This window comes from Caballeronia sp. LjRoot31, assembly GCF_964253885.1.
Classification (GTDB): Bacteria; Pseudomonadota; Gammaproteobacteria; order Burkholderiales; family Burkholderiaceae; genus Caballeronia.
The window spans coordinates 928,099-944,948 of record NZ_CAXURX020000001.1; the positions used below are offsets into that span (position 1 = coordinate 928,099).

The 16,850-nt window shown below is 62.6% G+C and carries 15 protein-coding genes; 6 read left to right on the forward strand and 9 right to left on the reverse strand.

Annotated elements, in window-relative coordinates:
* The first annotated feature begins 1 nt into the window (after position 1).
* Both ACSQ8V_RS03940 and cobC read left to right on the forward strand, forming a co-directional pair.
* Positions 2-763, forward strand: a complete 762-nt coding sequence (locus ACSQ8V_RS03940) for an adenosylcobinamide-GDP ribazoletransferase (RefSeq protein ID WP_436204947.1) — start codon at positions 2-4, stop codon at positions 761-763.
* On the forward strand, positions 748-1,320 hold the full coding sequence (cobC, locus tag ACSQ8V_RS03945) for an alpha-ribazole phosphatase (RefSeq protein ID WP_436204948.1): 573 nt from the start codon (positions 748-750) through the stop codon (positions 1,318-1,320). The genes ACSQ8V_RS03940 and cobC overlap by 16 nt, the downstream gene beginning before the upstream one ends.
* A gap of 4 nt (positions 1,321-1,324) precedes the next feature.
* Here the strand turns inward: cobC and ACSQ8V_RS03950 are convergent, their stop codons facing one another.
* The 4 genes from ACSQ8V_RS03950 to cobU form a co-directional block, all read right to left on the reverse strand.
* On the reverse strand, positions 1,325-2,236 hold the full coding sequence (locus tag ACSQ8V_RS03950) for a cobalamin-binding protein (protein WP_436204949.1): 912 nt from the start codon (positions 2,234-2,236) through the stop codon (positions 1,325-1,327).
* A gap of 136 nt (positions 2,237-2,372) precedes the next feature.
* Entirely contained in the window at positions 2,373-3,380 is a 1,008-nt protein-coding gene (gene cobD, locus ACSQ8V_RS03955; protein WP_436204950.1) for a threonine-phosphate decarboxylase CobD, read from the reverse strand.
* A complete protein-coding gene (cbiB, locus tag ACSQ8V_RS03960) occupies positions 3,373-4,314 on the reverse strand; it encodes an adenosylcobinamide-phosphate synthase CbiB (protein WP_436204951.1) in 942 nt (313 codons plus the stop codon). The genes cobD and cbiB overlap by 8 nt, the downstream gene beginning before the upstream one ends.
* A 1-nt stretch (position 4,315) precedes the next feature.
* Positions 4,316-4,852, reverse strand: a complete 537-nt coding sequence (gene cobU / locus ACSQ8V_RS03965) for a bifunctional adenosylcobinamide kinase/adenosylcobinamide-phosphate guanylyltransferase (protein WP_436204952.1) — start codon at positions 4,850-4,852, stop codon at positions 4,316-4,318.
* Positions 4,853-4,919: 67 nt separating this feature from the next.
* Here cobU and ACSQ8V_RS03970 point away from each other — a divergent pair, with 67 nt between their 5' ends.
* Positions 4,920-6,404 (forward strand): cobyric acid synthase, encoded by a 1,485-nt coding sequence (locus ACSQ8V_RS03970; RefSeq protein ID WP_436204953.1) that lies wholly within the window; start codon positions 4,920-4,922, stop codon positions 6,402-6,404.
* A 183-nt stretch (positions 6,405-6,587) separates the two neighbouring features.
* On the opposite strand, the gene ACSQ8V_RS03975 is transcribed toward ACSQ8V_RS03970, so the two are convergent.
* Entirely contained in the window at positions 6,588-7,007 is a 420-nt protein-coding gene (locus ACSQ8V_RS03975; RefSeq protein ID WP_213762481.1) for a PaaI family thioesterase, read from the reverse strand.
* Between the two features lie 162 nt (positions 7,008-7,169).
* Here ACSQ8V_RS03975 and ACSQ8V_RS03980 point away from each other — a divergent pair, with 162 nt between their 5' ends.
* Positions 7,170-7,796, forward strand: a complete 627-nt coding sequence (locus ACSQ8V_RS03980) for a ParA family protein (protein WP_213762644.1) — start codon at positions 7,170-7,172, stop codon at positions 7,794-7,796.
* A gap of 107 nt (positions 7,797-7,903) precedes the next feature.
* Here the strand turns inward: ACSQ8V_RS03980 and panD are convergent, their stop codons facing one another.
* The 4 genes from panD to ACSQ8V_RS04000 form a co-directional block, all read right to left on the reverse strand.
* Complete coding sequence (panD, locus tag ACSQ8V_RS03985) at positions 7,904-8,290, reverse strand: aspartate 1-decarboxylase (RefSeq protein WP_436204954.1); 387 nt, start codon at positions 8,288-8,290, stop codon at positions 7,904-7,906.
* Positions 8,291-8,301: 11 nt separating this feature from the next.
* Positions 8,302-9,135 carry a pantoate--beta-alanine ligase gene (gene panC, locus ACSQ8V_RS03990; protein ID WP_436204955.1) on the reverse strand — a complete coding sequence of 278 codons (834 nt, stop codon included), beginning with the start codon at positions 9,133-9,135 and terminating at the stop codon, positions 8,302-8,304.
* 105 nt (positions 9,136-9,240) lie between these two features.
* Complete coding sequence (locus tag ACSQ8V_RS03995; RefSeq protein WP_436206586.1) at positions 9,241-10,026, reverse strand: segregation and condensation protein A; 786 nt, start codon at positions 10,024-10,026, stop codon at positions 9,241-9,243.
* 113 nt (positions 10,027-10,139) lie between these two features.
* Positions 10,140-10,328 (reverse strand): DUF3460 family protein, encoded by a 189-nt coding sequence (locus ACSQ8V_RS04000; protein WP_031362245.1) that lies wholly within the window; start codon positions 10,326-10,328, stop codon positions 10,140-10,142.
* A 656-nt stretch (positions 10,329-10,984) separates the two neighbouring features.
* On the opposite strand from ACSQ8V_RS04000, the gene ACSQ8V_RS04005 reads away from it, so the two are divergent.
* Together ACSQ8V_RS04005 and ACSQ8V_RS04010 are read left to right on the forward strand one after the other, a co-directional pair.
* Complete coding sequence (locus tag ACSQ8V_RS04005; RefSeq protein ID WP_436206587.1) at positions 10,985-12,724, forward strand: autotransporter assembly complex protein TamA; 1,740 nt, start codon at positions 10,985-10,987, stop codon at positions 12,722-12,724.
* Between the two features lie 37 nt (positions 12,725-12,761).
* Complete coding sequence (locus ACSQ8V_RS04010; RefSeq protein WP_436204956.1) at positions 12,762-16,820, forward strand: translocation/assembly module TamB domain-containing protein; 4,059 nt, start codon at positions 12,762-12,764, stop codon at positions 16,818-16,820.
* Positions 16,821-16,850: the final 30 nt, after the last annotated feature.

Below are 16,850 nucleotides of genomic sequence, written 5' to 3' on the forward strand. Positions count from 1 at the left end.
GATGAACCGGCCATCGCAGGAACTTCGCTATTTCTTCACCGCGCTCGGGTATTTCACTCGCGTGCCGGTACCGCGTTGGGTCGGTTTCGAAGCGCATTATCTGAGCGCGGCGGCGCGCTATTTTCCGTTGATCGGCGCGCTGGTCGGCGGGCTCGGCGCAGTCGTTTATCTCGCCGCGCTGCAGGTGTTTCCGGCGGGCGTGGCCGTGTTGTTATCGATGGCGGCAACGTTGCTTGTCACGGGCGCGTTCCATGAAGATGGCCTCGCCGATTGCGCCGATGCCTTCGGCGGCGCAACTACCCGCGAGGACGTGTTGCGCATCATGCACGACTCGCGAATCGGCGCGTTCGGCGCTATTGCGCTGATCGTCGTGCTTGCGCTGAAGTGGCAGACATTGGCCACGATGCTGCCGCTGCGCACCGCATGGATGATCGTCGCGGCGCACGCGGCAAGCCGCACGTTCGCCATCAGCTATCTCTGTACGCTCGACTATGTGCGGGCCGAAGGTAAGGCGAAACCGGTTGCGCAGAAGATGAGCGCGTGGGCGTTTCTGTTAGCCGCGTTGTTCGGATTGCCCTGGCTTTTCTGGCCCGACTGGCGGCTCGGATGCGTGATGATCGTGGCGCTCGGTGTGTTGCGTTTTGCCATGGGGCGCTACTTCGTCAAACGTATCGGCGGTTATACCGGCGATTGCCTCGGCTTCGCGCAGCAAATTTTTGAGCTTACTATCTACCTGATTGGACTCGGATGGATCTCGTCCTGATTCGCCATCCGGCTGTTGGTATCGACACCGGGATTTGTTATGGCCGCACCGATGTCCCGCTTCTAGGCGATGCGGCCGATTCAGCGCGTGTGCTGGAGCAGCATTTGCGGCTGCTGAAAGTGCCTGCGTTTGAAGGTGTCTGGCATACAAGTCCATTAAGCCGATGCCGCTTGTTGGCCGAAGCACTCGGTCCCATTCAAGCCGATGCACGTTTGCAGGAACTCGATTTCGGCGCATGGGAAGGGCAGCGCTGGGATGGCCTTGATCGCGCGATGCTCGATGCCTGGGCGGAGGATCTTGAACACGCCCGCGAGCATGGCGGTGAGAGCGTCGCGCAGTTTGCCGAGCGGGTAATCGGTTGGGCCGATTCAATTTGTACCGCCAATACAACTGGCCCGGTTCACGCGGTGGCGCATGCCGGTGTCATACGTGTACTGACCGCTCATTTGCTCGGCGTCCCGCGCGCGAACGCGATCCAATGGCCTCTGGATTTCGGCGCGATCGTCTGGTTGAAACGCGTGCGCGATCAGTGGTTGTTGGTGCGCTGGAACGCCTGAATCTCTACTTCGGACGCCGCGTTCTGGCTACTTCCAGGTCTTCGCACAACGCAGCCGCTGCGAGCGCAAGACGCGGTGTTGGCCGGTTGATCAGGTCCCCATCGATACCGAACAGATTGTTGCGCGCGACGGCTTTGATCGTTGGCCATTTGCGCCATACATCCAGCGACGGCAACGCATGTTCCGAACTCGTCGCGCCCGGCGTGGCCGTCACGATCGCCTCGGGATCGGCGGCGAGGACGGCTTCAGTCGAGATGGTGGGCACCAGCGGTTTCAGGTTGGCGAACACGTTGTGACCACCGCATAGATCGATTACTTCGCTGATGATTTGCGACCCGTTGAGCGTCATCAGCGGGTCGTCCCAGACCTGGTAAAACACGCTTACCGGCGGCCGGTTCGAATAACGCGTCCGCAAGCCGGTAATGTCGTGACGGAATGCTTCCGACGCCTTGTTCGCCTGAGCCGATGTCCCGAGCAGGATACCGAGTTTATCGATGGTGACAGGGATATCGTCCAGCCTGTGCGGCTCGCTGAAAAACAGCGGCACGTGCAGTTCGCGCAACCTGTCGATCTGACGCATTGCATTACCGTGCCGCCAGACGACGATCAGATCGGGTTTCGTCGCCACGATGCGCTCGAGGTCCAGCGATTTGTTATCGCCAACACGCGGAATGGCTTTGGCTTGCGGCGGGTAGTCGCTATAGCTGACCGCACCGACCACGCGCGCACCGCCGCCCGCGGCGAACAGAAGTTCGGTGACGTGCGGTGCAAGGCTCACGACGCGCTGTGCGGGGGCGGCGAGGGTGACGGTGGCGCCGGTGTCGTCGGTGACAGTGAGGGTTTCGGCGCGGGCTTGGGCCGATGCAAAAATCGCAGTAGCGATGAAGGTGAGCGTGAGGAAGTGGCGCAGGGTCATGAGGAGTGTTGGTTCGGGTGCGTCATGTATGGCTCGGGCAGCATAACAAGCGGGTCTTGTGATCGAAGCACGAATACGGGCTCGATTTTGATTAGCAGTGGGAGAGTGAACCGCGCGACCGGAAGGGCTCAGTCGTTCAGCGGATCGCTTTCACCGCGACGTTAAACGCTTCCTCAAACCGCACCCATTCCTCTTCCGATTCCGTCAAACCAATCCGCAAACTTGGCAACGCGCCGTGCTCGAAGAGCCGTGTCCAGATTCCGCGTGTGGCTAAGGCATGCTGCAGTGTCTTTGCTTTGTCGGTCTCGAACCATACGAAAAGCGGCGTTGCATGGGGATCGAAACCTTGATTGCGGATCAACGCGGCCAGTCTTGCGCTATCGCGAGCCAGCGTGGCGCGAGTCTCTGCTTGCCACGAAAGATCATTAAACGCGGCTTGCACCGCGTGTCGTGCCGGACCGCTTACCGTCCACGCACCGAGCGCTTCCGAAAGCGCATCGCGTAGGGGTTGCGCCGCGAGCACAAACCCCGCGCGAATCCCAGCCAGCCCATAAAACTTGCCGACCGAGCGCAGCACGATCAATCCCGGCCGCCCACTCTCCGATGCCAGCGAGATCGCCGCATCGCCGTAGGCATCGGCGAACGCTTCATCAACGACCAACGTACCGCCGCGCGCCGCCAATTGCTCATGCCACCGCAGCAGGACATCACGCGTGATACGTTCGGTCGTTGGATTGTTAGGATTCGCAACGATCACGTGATCAATGTCATCCTTCAAATCGGCCGATGCGACATCGAGGCTGACTATCCGATGCCCCGCCCGTTCAAACGCCGGCCCGTACTCGCCGTAGGTCAAAGGTGCAACGGCCGCAACGCCTCGCTTCAACACGCCCGGCAGCGCACGAATCGCCGCCTGACTGCCCGCAACCGGCAGCGCCCCCGGCGCTCCATAGTGGCGCGCGGCAAGCTCGGCGAGGCCATCGGCGTCCTCCGGCAAGCGGCGCCATGCGTCCACCGGAACGGGCGGGACCGGATAGACCCGCGGATTGATCCCCGTCGATAAATCCACCCAGTCGCCCAGCGCGATTCCGTATCGACGCGCGGCTTCCCGCAGATTCCCGCCATGCCGGATGGGATCAGCCATGAAGCCCCACGCCCATGAAAGCCAGCACCAGCAGCACCGCGAGCCAAAGCAGGATCGTGCGTTCGACGAGCCGCAGCGCCGCCACCACGTGCCGCGGCGACGCAGTCATTCCAAACCCGAGCACGGGCCGCGTTTCCAGCGCGCCGTTATAAATCGCCGGGCCGCCGAGCAGCACGTTCAGGCTTCCCGCGCCCGCCGCCATCACCGGCCCCGCGTTCGGACTGTCCCACAGCGGCGCCTGCGTGCGCCAGCAGCGCCACGCCGTGCGGGTGTCGCCCATGAGGGCGTAGCTTGCGGCCGTGAGCCGCGCGGGCACGAAGTTCAGGACATCGTCGAAACGGGCGGCCGCCCAGCCGAAACGCAGGTAACGCGGCGTGCGGTAACCCCACATCGCGTCGAGGGTGTTGGCGAGGCGGAACATCAGCGCGCCCGGCCCGCCCGCGATGACGAACCAGAACAGCGCGCCGAAAATCGCGTCGTTGCCGTTTTCCAGCGCGGATTCGACGGCGGCGCGGGACAGCGCGGCTTCATCGGCGTGGGTGGTGTCGCGCGAGACGACACGCGCCGTCAGCTTTCGCGCGGCGGCCAGATCACCGAGCCCGAGGGCACGGGCAATCGGCACGATGTGGTCGCGCAGGCTTTTGGCGCCGAGCGAGAACCACAGCAGCGCGGCATGCACGGCGCACGCGGCAGCGAACGGCAGCACGCTCACCAGAATCCAGCTCACTGCCACCGGTGGCACGACGGCCAGCAGCCACGCGAGAATGCCCGCCGGCCGCGCCCGGAAACCCGTATTCATCTTTGCTTCGATACGCGTGGCAAGCCGTCCGAACGCGACCAGCGGATGCCGTGTGTCCGGTTCGCCAAAGATCCGGTCGATCACCACGCCGGCAATGGCGAGCATCGCCGTAACGTAGAAGGAGAGCAGCAGCATGTCAGCCTTTGAGGACGAGCGGCAGGCCGGCGACCATCATGGTCACATGCGTGCTCGCGGCGGCGACGCGCTGGTTGAGGCGGCCGAGTTCATCGACGTAAAGGCGCGTCACCGATCCCATTGGCACCACGCCCAGGCCGATCTCGTTGCTCACTATGATTACCTGGCCGCGGACGTTTGAAAGCGCGGCGTCGAAGTCGCTGAAAGCCTCAAGCGGCGGCTCGTCGGGTGTGCTGCCGTCAGCGGGGAACAGCAAATTGGCGAGCCATAACGTCAGGCAGTCGATCAGCACCACGTGACCTTCGCGATCCAGTTCGCGCAGCACGCCGCCCAGATCGAGCGGTGCTTCGACCAGCGCCCAGTGCGCCGGCCGGCGTTCACGATGCTGTTCCACACGCGCGGCGAATTCGGCATCGCCAATACGCGCCGTGGCCACGTAGGTAACGGGCAAACCGCTGTCGGCGGCCAGCCGTTCGGCAAACGCGCTCTTGCCCGAGCGAGCGCCGCCGAGAATGAAGGTGAGGTCGGGTGAAGTCATCGCAATATTGTACCGGCGGGCGCTACCATAGCGGCTTCCCAGAGAACCGATGAGCACGGAAACACCCATGCAATTTGCACCGCGCGGCACGCTGATGATCCAGGGCACGACCTCCGATGCCGGCAAGAGCACGCTGGTCGCGGGCTTGTGCCGGCTCGCGCGGCGCGGCGGCAGGAGGGTCGCGCCGTTCAAGCCGCAGAACATGGCGCTGAACAGCGCGGTAACCGTGGACGGCGGGGAGATTGGCCGCGCCCAGGCGTTGCAGGCAATTGCGGCGGGCGTGGATGCGGAAATCGACTTCAATCCCGTGCTGCTCAAGCCGACCAGCGATCGCGGCGCGCAGGTGATCATCCACGGCCACGCGCACGCCAATCTCGATGCCCGTGCGTATCACGCGTACAAAACCGTTGCCTTCGACGCCGTTCTCGCCTCGTACGCGCGGCTTCAGCAGCGTTTTGACGCGATTATCGTGGAAGGGGCGGGAAGCCCGGCCGAGGTGAACCTGCGGGACCGGGATATTGCCAACATGGGGTTTGCCGAGCGCGTGGATTGTCCTGTGGTGCTGGTGGCGGATATTGACCGTGGCGGTGTGTTCGCGCATTTGCTGGGGACGCTCGCTTGTTTATCGGAGACTGAAAGGGCGCGGATTCGCGGCTTCATAATCAACCGTTTTCGTGGCGATATCAGCCTGTTGCAGCCGGGTCTCGACTGGCTCGAAGCGCAGACCGGCAAGCCGGTGCTTGGCGTGGTGCCTTATCTGCATGGCCTGACGCTTGATGCCGAGGACATGTTGCCGAGCCAGTTGCACACGCGGGGCGAAGCCGGCGGCGAGTTGCTGAAGGTGATCGTGCCGGCGTTGCCGCGCATCAGCAATCACACGGATTTCGATGCATTGCGTGCGCACGCGCAGGTCGATTTCTCCTACGTGCGTGCGGGGACGGCGCCGCCACCGGCCGATCTGATCGTGCTGCCGGGATCGAAAAGCGTACAGCGGGACCTGGCTTGGCTGCGCGAAAACGGCTGGGATCGCGCGATCGAGCGGCATCTGCGATACGGCGGCAAGGTGCTGGGCATTTGCGGCGGCATGCAGATGCTGGGCCGCACGGTGGATGACCCGCAGGGGTTCGAAGGGCCGGCAGGCTGCGTGAACGGGCTGGGCCTGCTGGATCTCGACACTACGCTGACGGCGGATAAGCTGCTCGGCAACGTGACTGGCAGGCTGACATTAAGCGCTGGCCCTACGCCAGCGCCCGTGCGAGGCTACGAGATTCACATGGGCCGCACGACGGGCGCAGCGCTCGCCCGGCCGGCCGTGATGCTCGACGGCGAGCGTCCGGACGGCGCGATTTCCGCCGATAACCAGATCGCCGCAACCTATCTGCACGGCATCTTCGATACCCCGGAAGCCTGCGCGGCGCTGCTCGAATGGGCGGGTCTGCGTGATGCTGCGGCGCTCGATTACCCGGCATTGCGGGAGGCTTCGCTGGACCGTCTCGCCGATACGCTCGGGCAAGCGCTGGACCTTGACGCTATTGCCGCGATGTTCGCCTGAAAGCGGCGGGGCGGGGCGTGGTTCGGGCTCGGGTCGGGTTTCGGGTGAGGGCAACATCCGGCTAGCCGATACGCGCCTGGAGAAGCGCCTTGGCTGGCCCAACTTTATCCGAAGCGACACATCCCGTTGATGCGCCGTAACCGGCCCACGTTCGCCCAAACCTCTGCCTACCCCGGCTCAGCTTCAATACAAGATCATCTGCGTGCATCGAAACAACGCGATGGTTTTACCCTCGCCGTTCGTCACGACCGCGTCCCATACATGCGTGCTGCGGCCGAGATGAACGGCGGTCGCCTTGGCCGTGATGACGCCCTCGCGCGCCGTGCCCACGTGGTTGCTCTTCAGTTCCACGGTCGTAAAATTCTTCGCGCCCTCGGGCAGATGGGCGATGCAGGCGTAGCCGCAACACGTGTCGGCAAGGCCGACCACCGTCGCCGCATGCAGGAAACCGTTCGGTGCGAGCACTTCGGGCCGAACGGTGAGTTTGCCGGTCAGCGTGCCACTTTCCATCGATACGAGTTCCACGCCGAGCAGCTCCGGCAGACGGCCGCGCTGGCGTTCGCGCAGATAGTCAAGGGTGATTTCGGGGCGCAGTGTGGCCATGTTGCGGAGTCCTTGAAGTTGAGTGGCGTTGTTGACGCGCATGGATTGAAATAGGCAAATCCGATAGTATCAACGGCTCGAACTTTTCACTTAATGCAGCGCTTACAGCACGCCGGGGGTTATCGGCTGTGGAGCGCGGCCGACAACGCGTGGATTGAACCTATGACGGTGATCGTGGTGGCGAATCCGAAGGGTGGCGTGGGCAAGAGCACGCTGTCCACGAATCTGGCTGGTTATTTTGCGGCGAACGGCGAATGGGTCGCGCTCGCGGACCTGGACAAGCAGCAGTCTGCCCATGGCTGGCTTGGCTTGCGCCCGGACACGCTGCCGAAGATAGAAGAGTGGAAGACAAACGTTGATGCGCCGTCGAAGCCGCCGAGAGGCCTGGAGAAGGCGGTTATCGACACGCCCGCCGGGATTCACGGCACCCGTCTCGCGCTGGCGCTGGAGTTGGCGGACAAGGTGATCGTGCCGTTGCAGCCGTCCATGTTCGATATTCTCGCTACACAGGAATTCCTCGAACGGCTGCAGAAGGAGAAGGCGGTACGCAAGGGCACGATCGAGGTCGGCGTGGTGGGTATGCGGGTGGATGCCCGGACGAAATCAGCGGATCAGCTGCATCGGTTCGTGGAAGGGCTTGACCTGCCGGTGCTGGGTTTTATCCGCGATACGCAGAACTACGTGCAGGTCGCGGCGCACGGACTCACTATCTGGGACGTCGCTAAAAGCCGGGTGGAGAAGGATATCGAGCAGTGGCAACCGATCATTGAATGGGTGTCGAAGAAGTAGAGGGTGATGTAGACGACCCCGAAGACCATAAAAAAAACGCCGGTTGGCTTCATTTCCATGAAAGCCAACCGGCGTTTTTGCATTTTCTCAGCAGACCAGAACCCGATTCAGGTCCAGTTCTGCGTCGGCACGTGGTCGCGGTTTCCCTTGATGCGGTTCTTTTCATCGACAAACACGAGATCCGGCTTCCAGCCCGTCTTCAGTTCCGCCTCATCGACCAGCGCAAACGCCGCGATGATCACCAGGTCGCCCAGTTGCGCCCGGCGCGCTGCCGAGCCATTCAGCGAAATCATGCCGCTGCCGCGCTCGCCCTTGATGGCATAGGTCGTCAGGCGTTCGCCGTTGTTCACGTTCCAGATATCGATCTGCTCGTTTTCAACCAGATTCGCCGCTTCCAGCAAATCCTCGTCGATAGCGCACGAACCTTCGTAATGCAGTTCGCAATGCGTGACCGTGGCGCGGTGAATCTTCGATTTCAAAAGCGTTCGCTGCATGTGTTTCTCGTTCAAATTTCCAGGTTGTCAATCAAGCGCGTAGTGCCCAGCTTGGCGGCAGCCAGTACAACGAGCGGGGTCGCGGTATCGGCGGGGCCGGGCGGCAGCAGGTCCACGCGCTTTCTCACCGCGATGTAATCGGGCTGCCAGCCGCGAAGCGCCAACGATTCCACGGCTTCTTTTTCTATCGATGCAAAGTCGCGATTGCCCGCCAGCACCGCATCGCGCACGCGATTCAGCGTTTTTGCAAGGATCGGCGCTTCGGCGCGCTCGGCCGCTTGCAGGAAGCGATTGCGCGAACTGAGCGCCAGGCCGTCGGCGTCGCGCACGGTTTCAGCCGCAATGATCTCGGTGGGCAGCGCAAACTGGTGGCACATCTGCCGCACGATCATCAGTTGTTGATAATCCTTCTTGCCGAATACCGCCACGCGCGGCTGCACGCACGACATCAGCTTCATCACGACGGTACACACGCCCTGGAAGAAGCCCGGCCGGAATTCGCCTTCCAGGATGTCTCCCAGATTAGTGGGCGGATGAACCCGGTATTGCTGCGGCTCCGGATAAAGATCGGCTTCGGTCGGCGCGAACAGCACGTACACGTTCTCGGCCTGTAGCTTTTCGATGTCGTCTTGCAGCGTGCGCGGGTATTTATCGAAATCTTCGTTCGGTCCGAACTGCAGCCGGTTCACGAAAATACTGGCAACCACCGGGTCCCCATGCTGGCGCGCCAGCCGCATGAGCGACAAGTGGCCGTCGTGCAGGTTACCCATGGTCGGGACAAAGGCGGTTCGGTTCTGGCCGCGCAACTGGTCGCGCAGTTCATGGATCGAGCTGATGACTTTCATCTAGCAGGTGTCTCCTGGCGGGCAGCTTTGAAAACACTGCTCCAAGGGGAAAGAAAAGGGGAAGGGCGCTGCGCTGCTTTCGCGCTACTACTCGCAGCGGAAGGCTTAGGCCGGCGAATACGCGAGTCTCACGTAGATAGGCGCATACGGCTCGGCCTGGGTGATTTCAATCAGCGCTTCACGCGACAGTTCCAGCATCGCGATGAAATTCACCACCACGACGGGCACGCCGCGCGACGGGTCGAAGAGATCGCAGAATTCCATGAAGCGGGCGTTCTGCAGGCGCCGCAGGATTGTGCTCATGTGCTCGCGCACCGACAATTCCTCGCGCGAGATCTTGTGATGCTCGACCAGCCGGGCGCGCTTGATGACGTCGGCCCAGGCGGCGCGCAGGTCGTTTGCATCGACGTCGGGGAACCGTTGCGCCGAACTCTGCTCGACGTACACGTCTGCCCGCAGGAAGTCGCGGCCCAGTTGCGGCAGGTGATCCAGACGCTGCGCCGCGAGCTTCATCTGCTCGTATTCCAGCAAGCGCCGCACGAGTTCGGCGCGCGGATCTTCCGCTTCCTCGCCGGTATCCGCCTTTTTCACCGGCAGCAGCATGCGCGACTTGATCTCGATCAGCATGGCCGCCATCAACAGGTATTCCGCCGCGAGTTCCAGGTTGGATTCGCGAATCTGGTCGACGTAGCCCAGGTACTGGCGCGTGACGTCGGCCATCGGAATGTCGAGGACGTTGAAATTCTGCTTGCGGATCAGGTACAGCAGCAAGTCGAGCGGACCTTCAAACGCTTCGAGAAAAATCTCGAGTGCGTCCGGCGGGATATACAGGTCCGTTGGCAGCTTCCAGAGCGGCTCGCCGTACAGGTGCGCAAACGCCACGCCGTCAATGGTGTTCGGCGTGGAGTCGGTCGCGGGCGCGGCAAGCGCCGCGGCGCGATCATCCTTGCCGGAGTGTCCTGGGTGTCCCGAACGCTCCGGCGCCTCGCGGGCGGCACTCACGTTCAGAAATTCTGGTAATAGACGTAGGGCGTTTGTTCGACCCGCGATGTCTTGATTTCCGAGCTCTCGTCCAGGTCGATAGGCTGCTTGTCCCACAGCAGCGCACGGCCCTGGCGCTGCTCTGCTTCGAGCGACGGTTTCTGCTCTTTCATCTGGTTGATGAACTGGGTGATGTCCGACAGGTACATGATTCGACTTCCGTTGGCTCAGAGCGATTCGAAAACGGGCGCGGCGGGGGGCCAAGCGAGTTGCCACCGTGACTTGCCGCCGTGATTCATCGCAATTTTACCGCAAGCATCGGGGAGCGGAGCGGTTAACCCGCCGGAAGGTCGCCGGAAAGCGGGGACATCGGCCATCAGGTCTACCGGAGCGGCCGGAAAAGTGAACGAGACGTGAACGAAAAGCGACGGTAAAACGATGTCAATTATTGATGCAGCGTGGAACAAGCGCCGTAGAGAGCCGTCCAAGGCGCACCTCCGGCATTTTTAGGAGCGAGTGAGGCGAAGCCGGGCGACGGTCGGGTTGAACATTGTCCGATCGGCCAACCCGGTGGTTTTTGGGACAGCCGGCCGCGCCAGTGTGGTGAAATAGCGCCTGCTGGACCGACGCTCGGCGCTTGCCAGGCAAATGCGCCGGCAATTTGCCGCGACCGCCTCAGCATCAAGCCGGCACCGAGCGCGGGCCATTCCGTGTCACCCACGCAATCCCATTAATTCAACCCCGGAGGTCACGTTTGGCGGGGCGCCTGTTTGATCCGCTGCGCTTCAAGCGCGGGCAAGCCGATGACCGGCGGCTTCCGCCGCCGGTCATCGCGTCGTCGAAGGCGCCTTCCCGTGCGTGGTGGTGGATATCCGCGCGCCGTGTATTCTGGTCGCTCCACGCACTGGCGTTGTTTGCCGTGGCCCAACCGGCGCATGCGAAATACGACGTGGATATCGACGCGCCGCGCAGCGTCCGGGCGCTGTTGAAAGACCATCTCGATCTGTCGCGGTTCAAGAAGCGTGACGACATCAGCGACGAACAATTCGACTTCCTGGTCACGGCCACGCCGCAGGAAGTCCGCGATCTCGTCGCGACCGACGGTTATTTCACGCCGATCGTGCGCACCGACGTGAAACATGACGGCAATAAAAAGTCAGTCACCATCAGCGTCGATCCCGGTCCTCAGACCAAGATCGCCTCCGTTTCGCTGACGTTCAAGGGCGCAATCACGACCGAAGACCCGGCGCAGGAAAACACCGCGCGCCTCGCGTTTTCAGTCAAGGAAGGCGATCCGTTCTCCCAAAACGCGTGGGATGACGCGAAGAATGCCGCGCTCAAAGCGCTACAGGCCCGCCGGTATCTCGGCGCGAAAATCTCGGAGTCGAAGGCGCGGGTGAATCCGCGCACGCATATAGCGGATTTGTCGGTGACATTCGATAGCGGCCCGACTTTCACCTTCGGCCAGCTGGACATCAGCGGCGTGCGGCGGTACCCGGAAAAGATCATTCACAATGTGAACCGGATTCATCCAGGCGACACCTACGACGTCGCGCGCGTGAACGAGTTGCAGCGCCAGTTGCAGAACACGCCGTATTACGCGTCGGTTGCTATTGACGCGGACAACGACGTCACCAAGCCGAATGAAACGCCGATGCACCTGAAGGTCAGCGAGTATCCGTACAACAGCGTGCGTTACGGCGTGGGTTATGCGACAGATACGGGTCCGCACATCCAGGGCGCTTACAGTTACCTCGATACCTTCGGCAAGGCTTATCCGTTCACGATATCCGGCCGCCTCGACCAGACTCAGCAATACGGCCAGGTGCAGCTCGCGATGCCGCCGGACGGCCGCACCTGGGTGAACAGCGTGCTGGCTTCGTACACGAACACGAACGTATCCGACACACGCATCTACAGCGCACGCGTGGGCGTGCAGCGCACGCGCTCGCTGCAGAACATAGACACCACGTTTTCGCTGCTCTTCTATGCCGACCGGCTGACACAGAATCTTGGGCCCCCGACCACCAGCCGTGCGCTCGTGCCGTCGTGGCAATGGGTGCGCCGTAATGTGGACGATCCGCTGTTTCCGCGCTCGGGCAACCTGATTCGGGCGGAAGCGGATGTAGCGGTGAAGGGCATCCTCACCGATCAAACCTTCGGCCGCGTTTATACGAACCTGCTGCAATACCTGCCGCTGGGCAAACGCGACCTGTTTGTGTTCCGCGCGGAGTTCGGCGGGGTGTTTACAGCGGGCAGCTCGAGCGGCATTCCCGCGTCGCTGCTGTTCCGGGCGGGCGGTGCGAATTCGGTGCGCGGTTATGGTTATCAGGCTATTGGTAACGACGTCGATGGCTCCGTATTGCCGACCAAGTATCTGATGACCGGCAGCACGGAATACCAGCACTGGTTTTCGCACGATTGGGGCGGCGCGGTGTTCTTCGACATAGGCACCGCCACCGACACCTGGAAAGAGCGCGTATTCGAGCCGGGCACGGGTGTGGGGGTGCGCTGGCGCAGCCCCGTCGGGCCGGTAAACGTGGATATTGCGTATGGCTTCAAGAACCGGGACATCCGCCCGTACCTGACGCTCGGGATCGCCTTTTGATGAATTTGCCTGAATTATTTCGATTGTTCCTTCAAGCATGAGCGACCAGAACGGCCAATCTCCCGCAGATCAACCGGACCCTTCCGAGGACCGGGGAAACGGCGCGTCTGAAAACGGAACGCGTGATCCAAAGCCACGGCGTGGCGGCTGGCGGCGCCTGGCCAGATGGCTAGGCGGTTTCGTGCTGGTGCTCGTGCTGTGCTTCGCGCTCGGCGTCGCCATGATCCTGTACGCACTTAACAGCGAGCGCGGGACGCGTTACGTGTGGCAGGCGGCGACGTCGCTGCTCGGCGGCCGGCTGAGCGGCACGCTCGACGGCGGCGCAATATCGACGGGCCTGCGTTTGCGCAGCGTGCACTGGAAAAGTCTGGACGGCCAAGGAACGGATATCGCCGTGGACAGCGCTTCCGGCAAGTGGGAACTGACGCGCGCGCCGTTGCGTTTCACCATCGATTATTTGCATGTCGGTACGGTCGATGCGCGCATTGCGCCTTCGCCAAAAGACACCAGCAAGACGGAGTTGCCGCAAGATTTGCGTTTGCCGATCCAGCTTGCCGTCAGCGACGTCACGCTCGACAAACTGCGCCTCCACGAAGGCGCGACAACCACCGAATTCTCGCGGCTCGCACTCGACGGACATAGCGATGGCCGTCATCACGAGGCGCGCATCCAGCGTCTCGATACACCGTTCGGCGCCATTACGGCCGCATTGAAACTCGATGGCGGCGCGCGCCCGTTCCCGCTGACTGGCGATGCCGGTTATTCGGGCGAAGTCAGCGGCGAGGCCGTGCAGGTGGCCGCGCATCTGACAGGTTCGCTGGAAAATCTCGCCGCCGATATCAACGCCAGCGGTTTAAAACTCAAGGGCCAGGCGCACGTCGAGGCAGAGCCGTTCGGCGATGTGCCGCTCAAGCGCGCACTGGTTACTATCGATCACGTCAATCCGCAGGCGTTCAGCCCGAGCGCGCCGTTCGCGGACCTCGCGCTGCGGGCAGAACTGAAGCCCGATCTGGCGACGCCGAACACGCTGGTGGTGACCGGGCCGGTATCGATCGTGAACGCGAAGCCGGGTTCGGTCGACAAGCAACTGCTTCCCTTGATCGATGCCCAGGCGAACGTGAAGCTCGATGCGTCGGCGCAAGTTATCTCCGACCTGAACGTGCGGCTGTTGAAGGACGCCACCGTCACCGGCGGCGGAACGCTCAAGGGCGGGACAGGGCAGTTCGATCTGAAGGTCGCGAAACTTGACCTGAACGCGATCGAATCGACCATCCGTCCGACACAGTTTGCCGGGCCGATCGGCATCCATCTCGATGGCGACAAGCAGACCATTACGCTCGATCTCAACGACCCCAAAGCGGCGTTGCACGCGCAGGGCAAGGTCACGCTAGACGCCAAACAAACCGCGTTTGACGACGTGAAACTGAGCGTAGGGAAAGGCCGTATCGAGCTGAGCGGCGCGCTTCAAAAGGACGTGCATTCGAGCTACGACCTGAAGGCGAAGGTCATCGATTTCAATCCGCTGCTGCTGACCGACGAACTGGTCGCGACGCCTCCGCCGAAGGGATCCAAAGCGAAGCCGGCGGCGAAATCACGGCCCATCGAAGCGCGCGTGAACGGCACGCTTTCCGCGACGGGCGTACTCGCACCAACGCTCACCACCAAGGCGCAGTTCAAGCTCGGCGACAGCGTCTACGACAACCTCCCGCTCACCGGCGCGGGCACGATCCAGGTCGCGGGAACGCGCATCCTGCCGAGCACGGCGACGCTTTCCATTGCGGGCAACAATGTCGATCTCAATGGCAGTTTCGGCACGCCGGGCGATCGCTTGCGTTTTCGTATCGATGCACCGCAACTCGAGCGGCTGGGTTTCGGACTGGCAGGGCTTGTAAAAGCCGATGGCGATGTCACCGGCTCGTTCGCGCATCCGAATCTGGCGGCCAACTATCAGGCCGACAGCGTGGTGTTCGGTGCAAACCGCGTTGGCCATGCAGAAGGCCGGGCGGAAGCCCGCGACGGCGCGAATGGCGCGCTGGTGTTCACCCTGCAGGCCCGCGATGTCAGCGCGGACGGCGTCGATCTCGCGAGCCTCGACGCGAACCTGAACGGTACGCGCGCGAACCATACGCTCAACGCGACCGCTGTGGGCAAGGTGCGCGGTAACGCGGTCGACCTGACGCTGGCCGCAAACGGCCGCCTGACCGATGCCCGCGACGGCGCACATTGGGACGGTACCGTCACGCGCTTATCGAACAAGGGCACGCCGAACGTGAATCTTGATGCGCCGGTAACCGTGAGCTACGCGCCGAATCACGTGGCGCTGGGGGCGACGCGCTTATCGGCGGAAGGCGCCGTGCTCGACCTGAAATCGTTCGCGCTCGATGGCGGGCGCATCAGTTCGGCCGGCCAGTTGACGAACCTCTCGGTGGCGCGGCTGCTCGAAATCCGTCAGGAACTGGAGGGCGGACCGCCGCCAGCCAAGACCGATCTGGTTTTCGATGGCGACTGGAATTTCGCGCTCGGCGCCACCGCGACGGGCTACGTGCAGCTGAAGCGGCGTTCGGGCGATGTCTCCATCGACGCCGCCCGTGGTGTCGCGGCGCTTGGCATCACGGACATCACCGCTCGCGCGGACTTTACCGGCGGCAATCGGCTCAACGCGACGGTGCACGCGCAGGCCACGCGGATCGGTGTGATCGATGCCAATGTCCACACGAACCTGGTGGCGCGCGACGGCGTGCTCACGGTTGCCGACGAAGCGCCGCTGAGCGGAGCGATCGACGCCAACGTTCCCACGCTGCGCACGACCGGCGGGCTGTTCGGCCCGGCGTATCTGCTCGATGGCCACCTTGGGCTGAAGCTGACTATCGCGGGGATCGTGGCGAAACCGACGGTCTCCGGCATGCTCACCGGTGACGCCTTGTCGGTCACGGTCATCGATCAGGGCGTGCAGTTGAAGGACGGCGTGATCCGGATTGCGTTGTCGGAGAATCTTGTCGATCTGCAGCAGGTCGAGTTTCACGGCGCGAGCGGCACGTTGCGCGCGACCGGCAAGGTGCGGCTGGATCAGCAGCAGCCTGACCTGACGGCCAGCATCATTGCTGACAAACTCGAACTGTTTGCATCGCCGGATCGGCAGTTGCAGTTGTCGGGCAGTGCGTCCGTGGCAAACGCGGGTCTGCAGGGCGGCATGGCGATTGACGGCAAGTTCACCATCGATCACGCGCTCTTCGATTTGCCCGAGCAATCGGCACCGTCGCTTGGCGACGACGTCGTGATCGTGCGTCCCGACGGGACGGTGAAGGGCGAGGATCAGAAGGTGGTTGCGACGGGCGACAAACCCGTGGGCGCGTTCGCGCCGCGCGCGAATATCGATATCAATCTCGGCCAGAAATTCCGCTTCCGTGGCGCGGGCGCGGACCTTGGTCTCGCCGGCACCGTCACCGCGATGAGTGCGCCGAACATGCCGCTGCGGGCGGTGGGCAATGTGCGCGTCACGCCGGGTTCCACGTATACGGCGTTCGGGCGGAAGCTGGGCATCGAAAACGGCTTTTTCACTTTCAACGGACCGGTCGCGAATCCCGGCATCAATATTCTGGCGATGCGGCGCAATCAGGAAATCGAGGCCGGCGTGCAGGTGACAGGCACGGTGCAGTCGCCGGTTGCCAAGCTGATCTCAGAGCCGAACGTGCCGGATAACGAGAAGTTATCGTGGTTGCTGTTCGGTCATGGCACGGATCAGGGCAACAACATTGGTCAGCAAAGCGCGATGACGAATGCGCTCGCATTGCTGGGAAGTTCGCAGGGCAAGCGGATTGCGCAGACGTTCGGGCTGGATGAGTTTTCTATCGGGACGAGTGAGGTTGGGCTGACCGATCCGCAAGTCGTGATGTTGTCGAAGGCGATCAATGAACGGCTCGTGCTGGGCTATGAGCAGGGTCTGCAGTCGGCAAGCAATGCGATCAAGGCGACGCTGAGCCTGTCGCGGTTCTGGTCGGTATCGGCTTACGGCGGCACGTTCCAGGGCATGGATCTGCTTTACACGCGGCGATTCGATTCGTGGTCGCGAAGGAACGGGCCGACGGACTCGAAGTAGGTTGCGGACCGCATGAACGTTGTATGAAAG

Bases quoted from the DNA above. Each gene is read 5' to 3' on its own strand.
- cobU (WP_436204952.1), bottom strand. From the start codon at position 4,852: ATGACTTCACCCGACCTCACCTTCATTCTCGGCGGCGCTCGCTCGGGC.
- cobD (WP_436204950.1), bottom strand. From the start codon at position 3,380: ATGGCTGATCCCATCCGGCATGGCGGGAATCTGCGGGAAGCCGCGCGT.
- panD (WP_436204954.1), bottom strand. From the start codon at position 8,290: ATGCAGCGAACGCTTTTGAAATCGAAGATTCACCGCGCCACGGTCACG.
- cobC (WP_436204948.1), top strand. From the start codon at position 748: ATGGATCTCGTCCTGATTCGCCATCCGGCTGTTGGTATCGACACCGGG.
- ACSQ8V_RS03940 (WP_436204947.1), top strand. From the start codon at position 2: ATGAACCGGCCATCGCAGGAACTTCGCTATTTCTTCACCGCGCTCGGG.
- ACSQ8V_RS03950 (WP_436204949.1), bottom strand. From the start codon at position 2,236: ATGACCCTGCGCCACTTCCTCACGCTCACCTTCATCGCTACTGCGATT.
- cbiB (WP_436204951.1), bottom strand. From the start codon at position 4,314: ATGCTGCTGCTCTCCTTCTACGTTACGGCGATGCTCGCCATTGCCGGC.
- ACSQ8V_RS03980 (WP_213762644.1), top strand. From the start codon at position 7,170: ATGACGGTGATCGTGGTGGCGAATCCGAAGGGTGGCGTGGGCAAGAGC.
- ACSQ8V_RS03970 (WP_436204953.1), top strand. From the start codon at position 4,920: ATGCAATTTGCACCGCGCGGCACGCTGATGATCCAGGGCACGACCTCC.
- ACSQ8V_RS03975 (WP_213762481.1), bottom strand. From the start codon at position 7,007: ATGGCCACACTGCGCCCCGAAATCACCCTTGACTATCTGCGCGAACGC.
- ACSQ8V_RS04010 (WP_436204956.1), top strand. From the start codon at position 12,762: ATGAGCGACCAGAACGGCCAATCTCCCGCAGATCAACCGGACCCTTCC.
- panC (WP_436204955.1), bottom strand. From the start codon at position 9,135: ATGAAAGTCATCAGCTCGATCCATGAACTGCGCGACCAGTTGCGCGGC.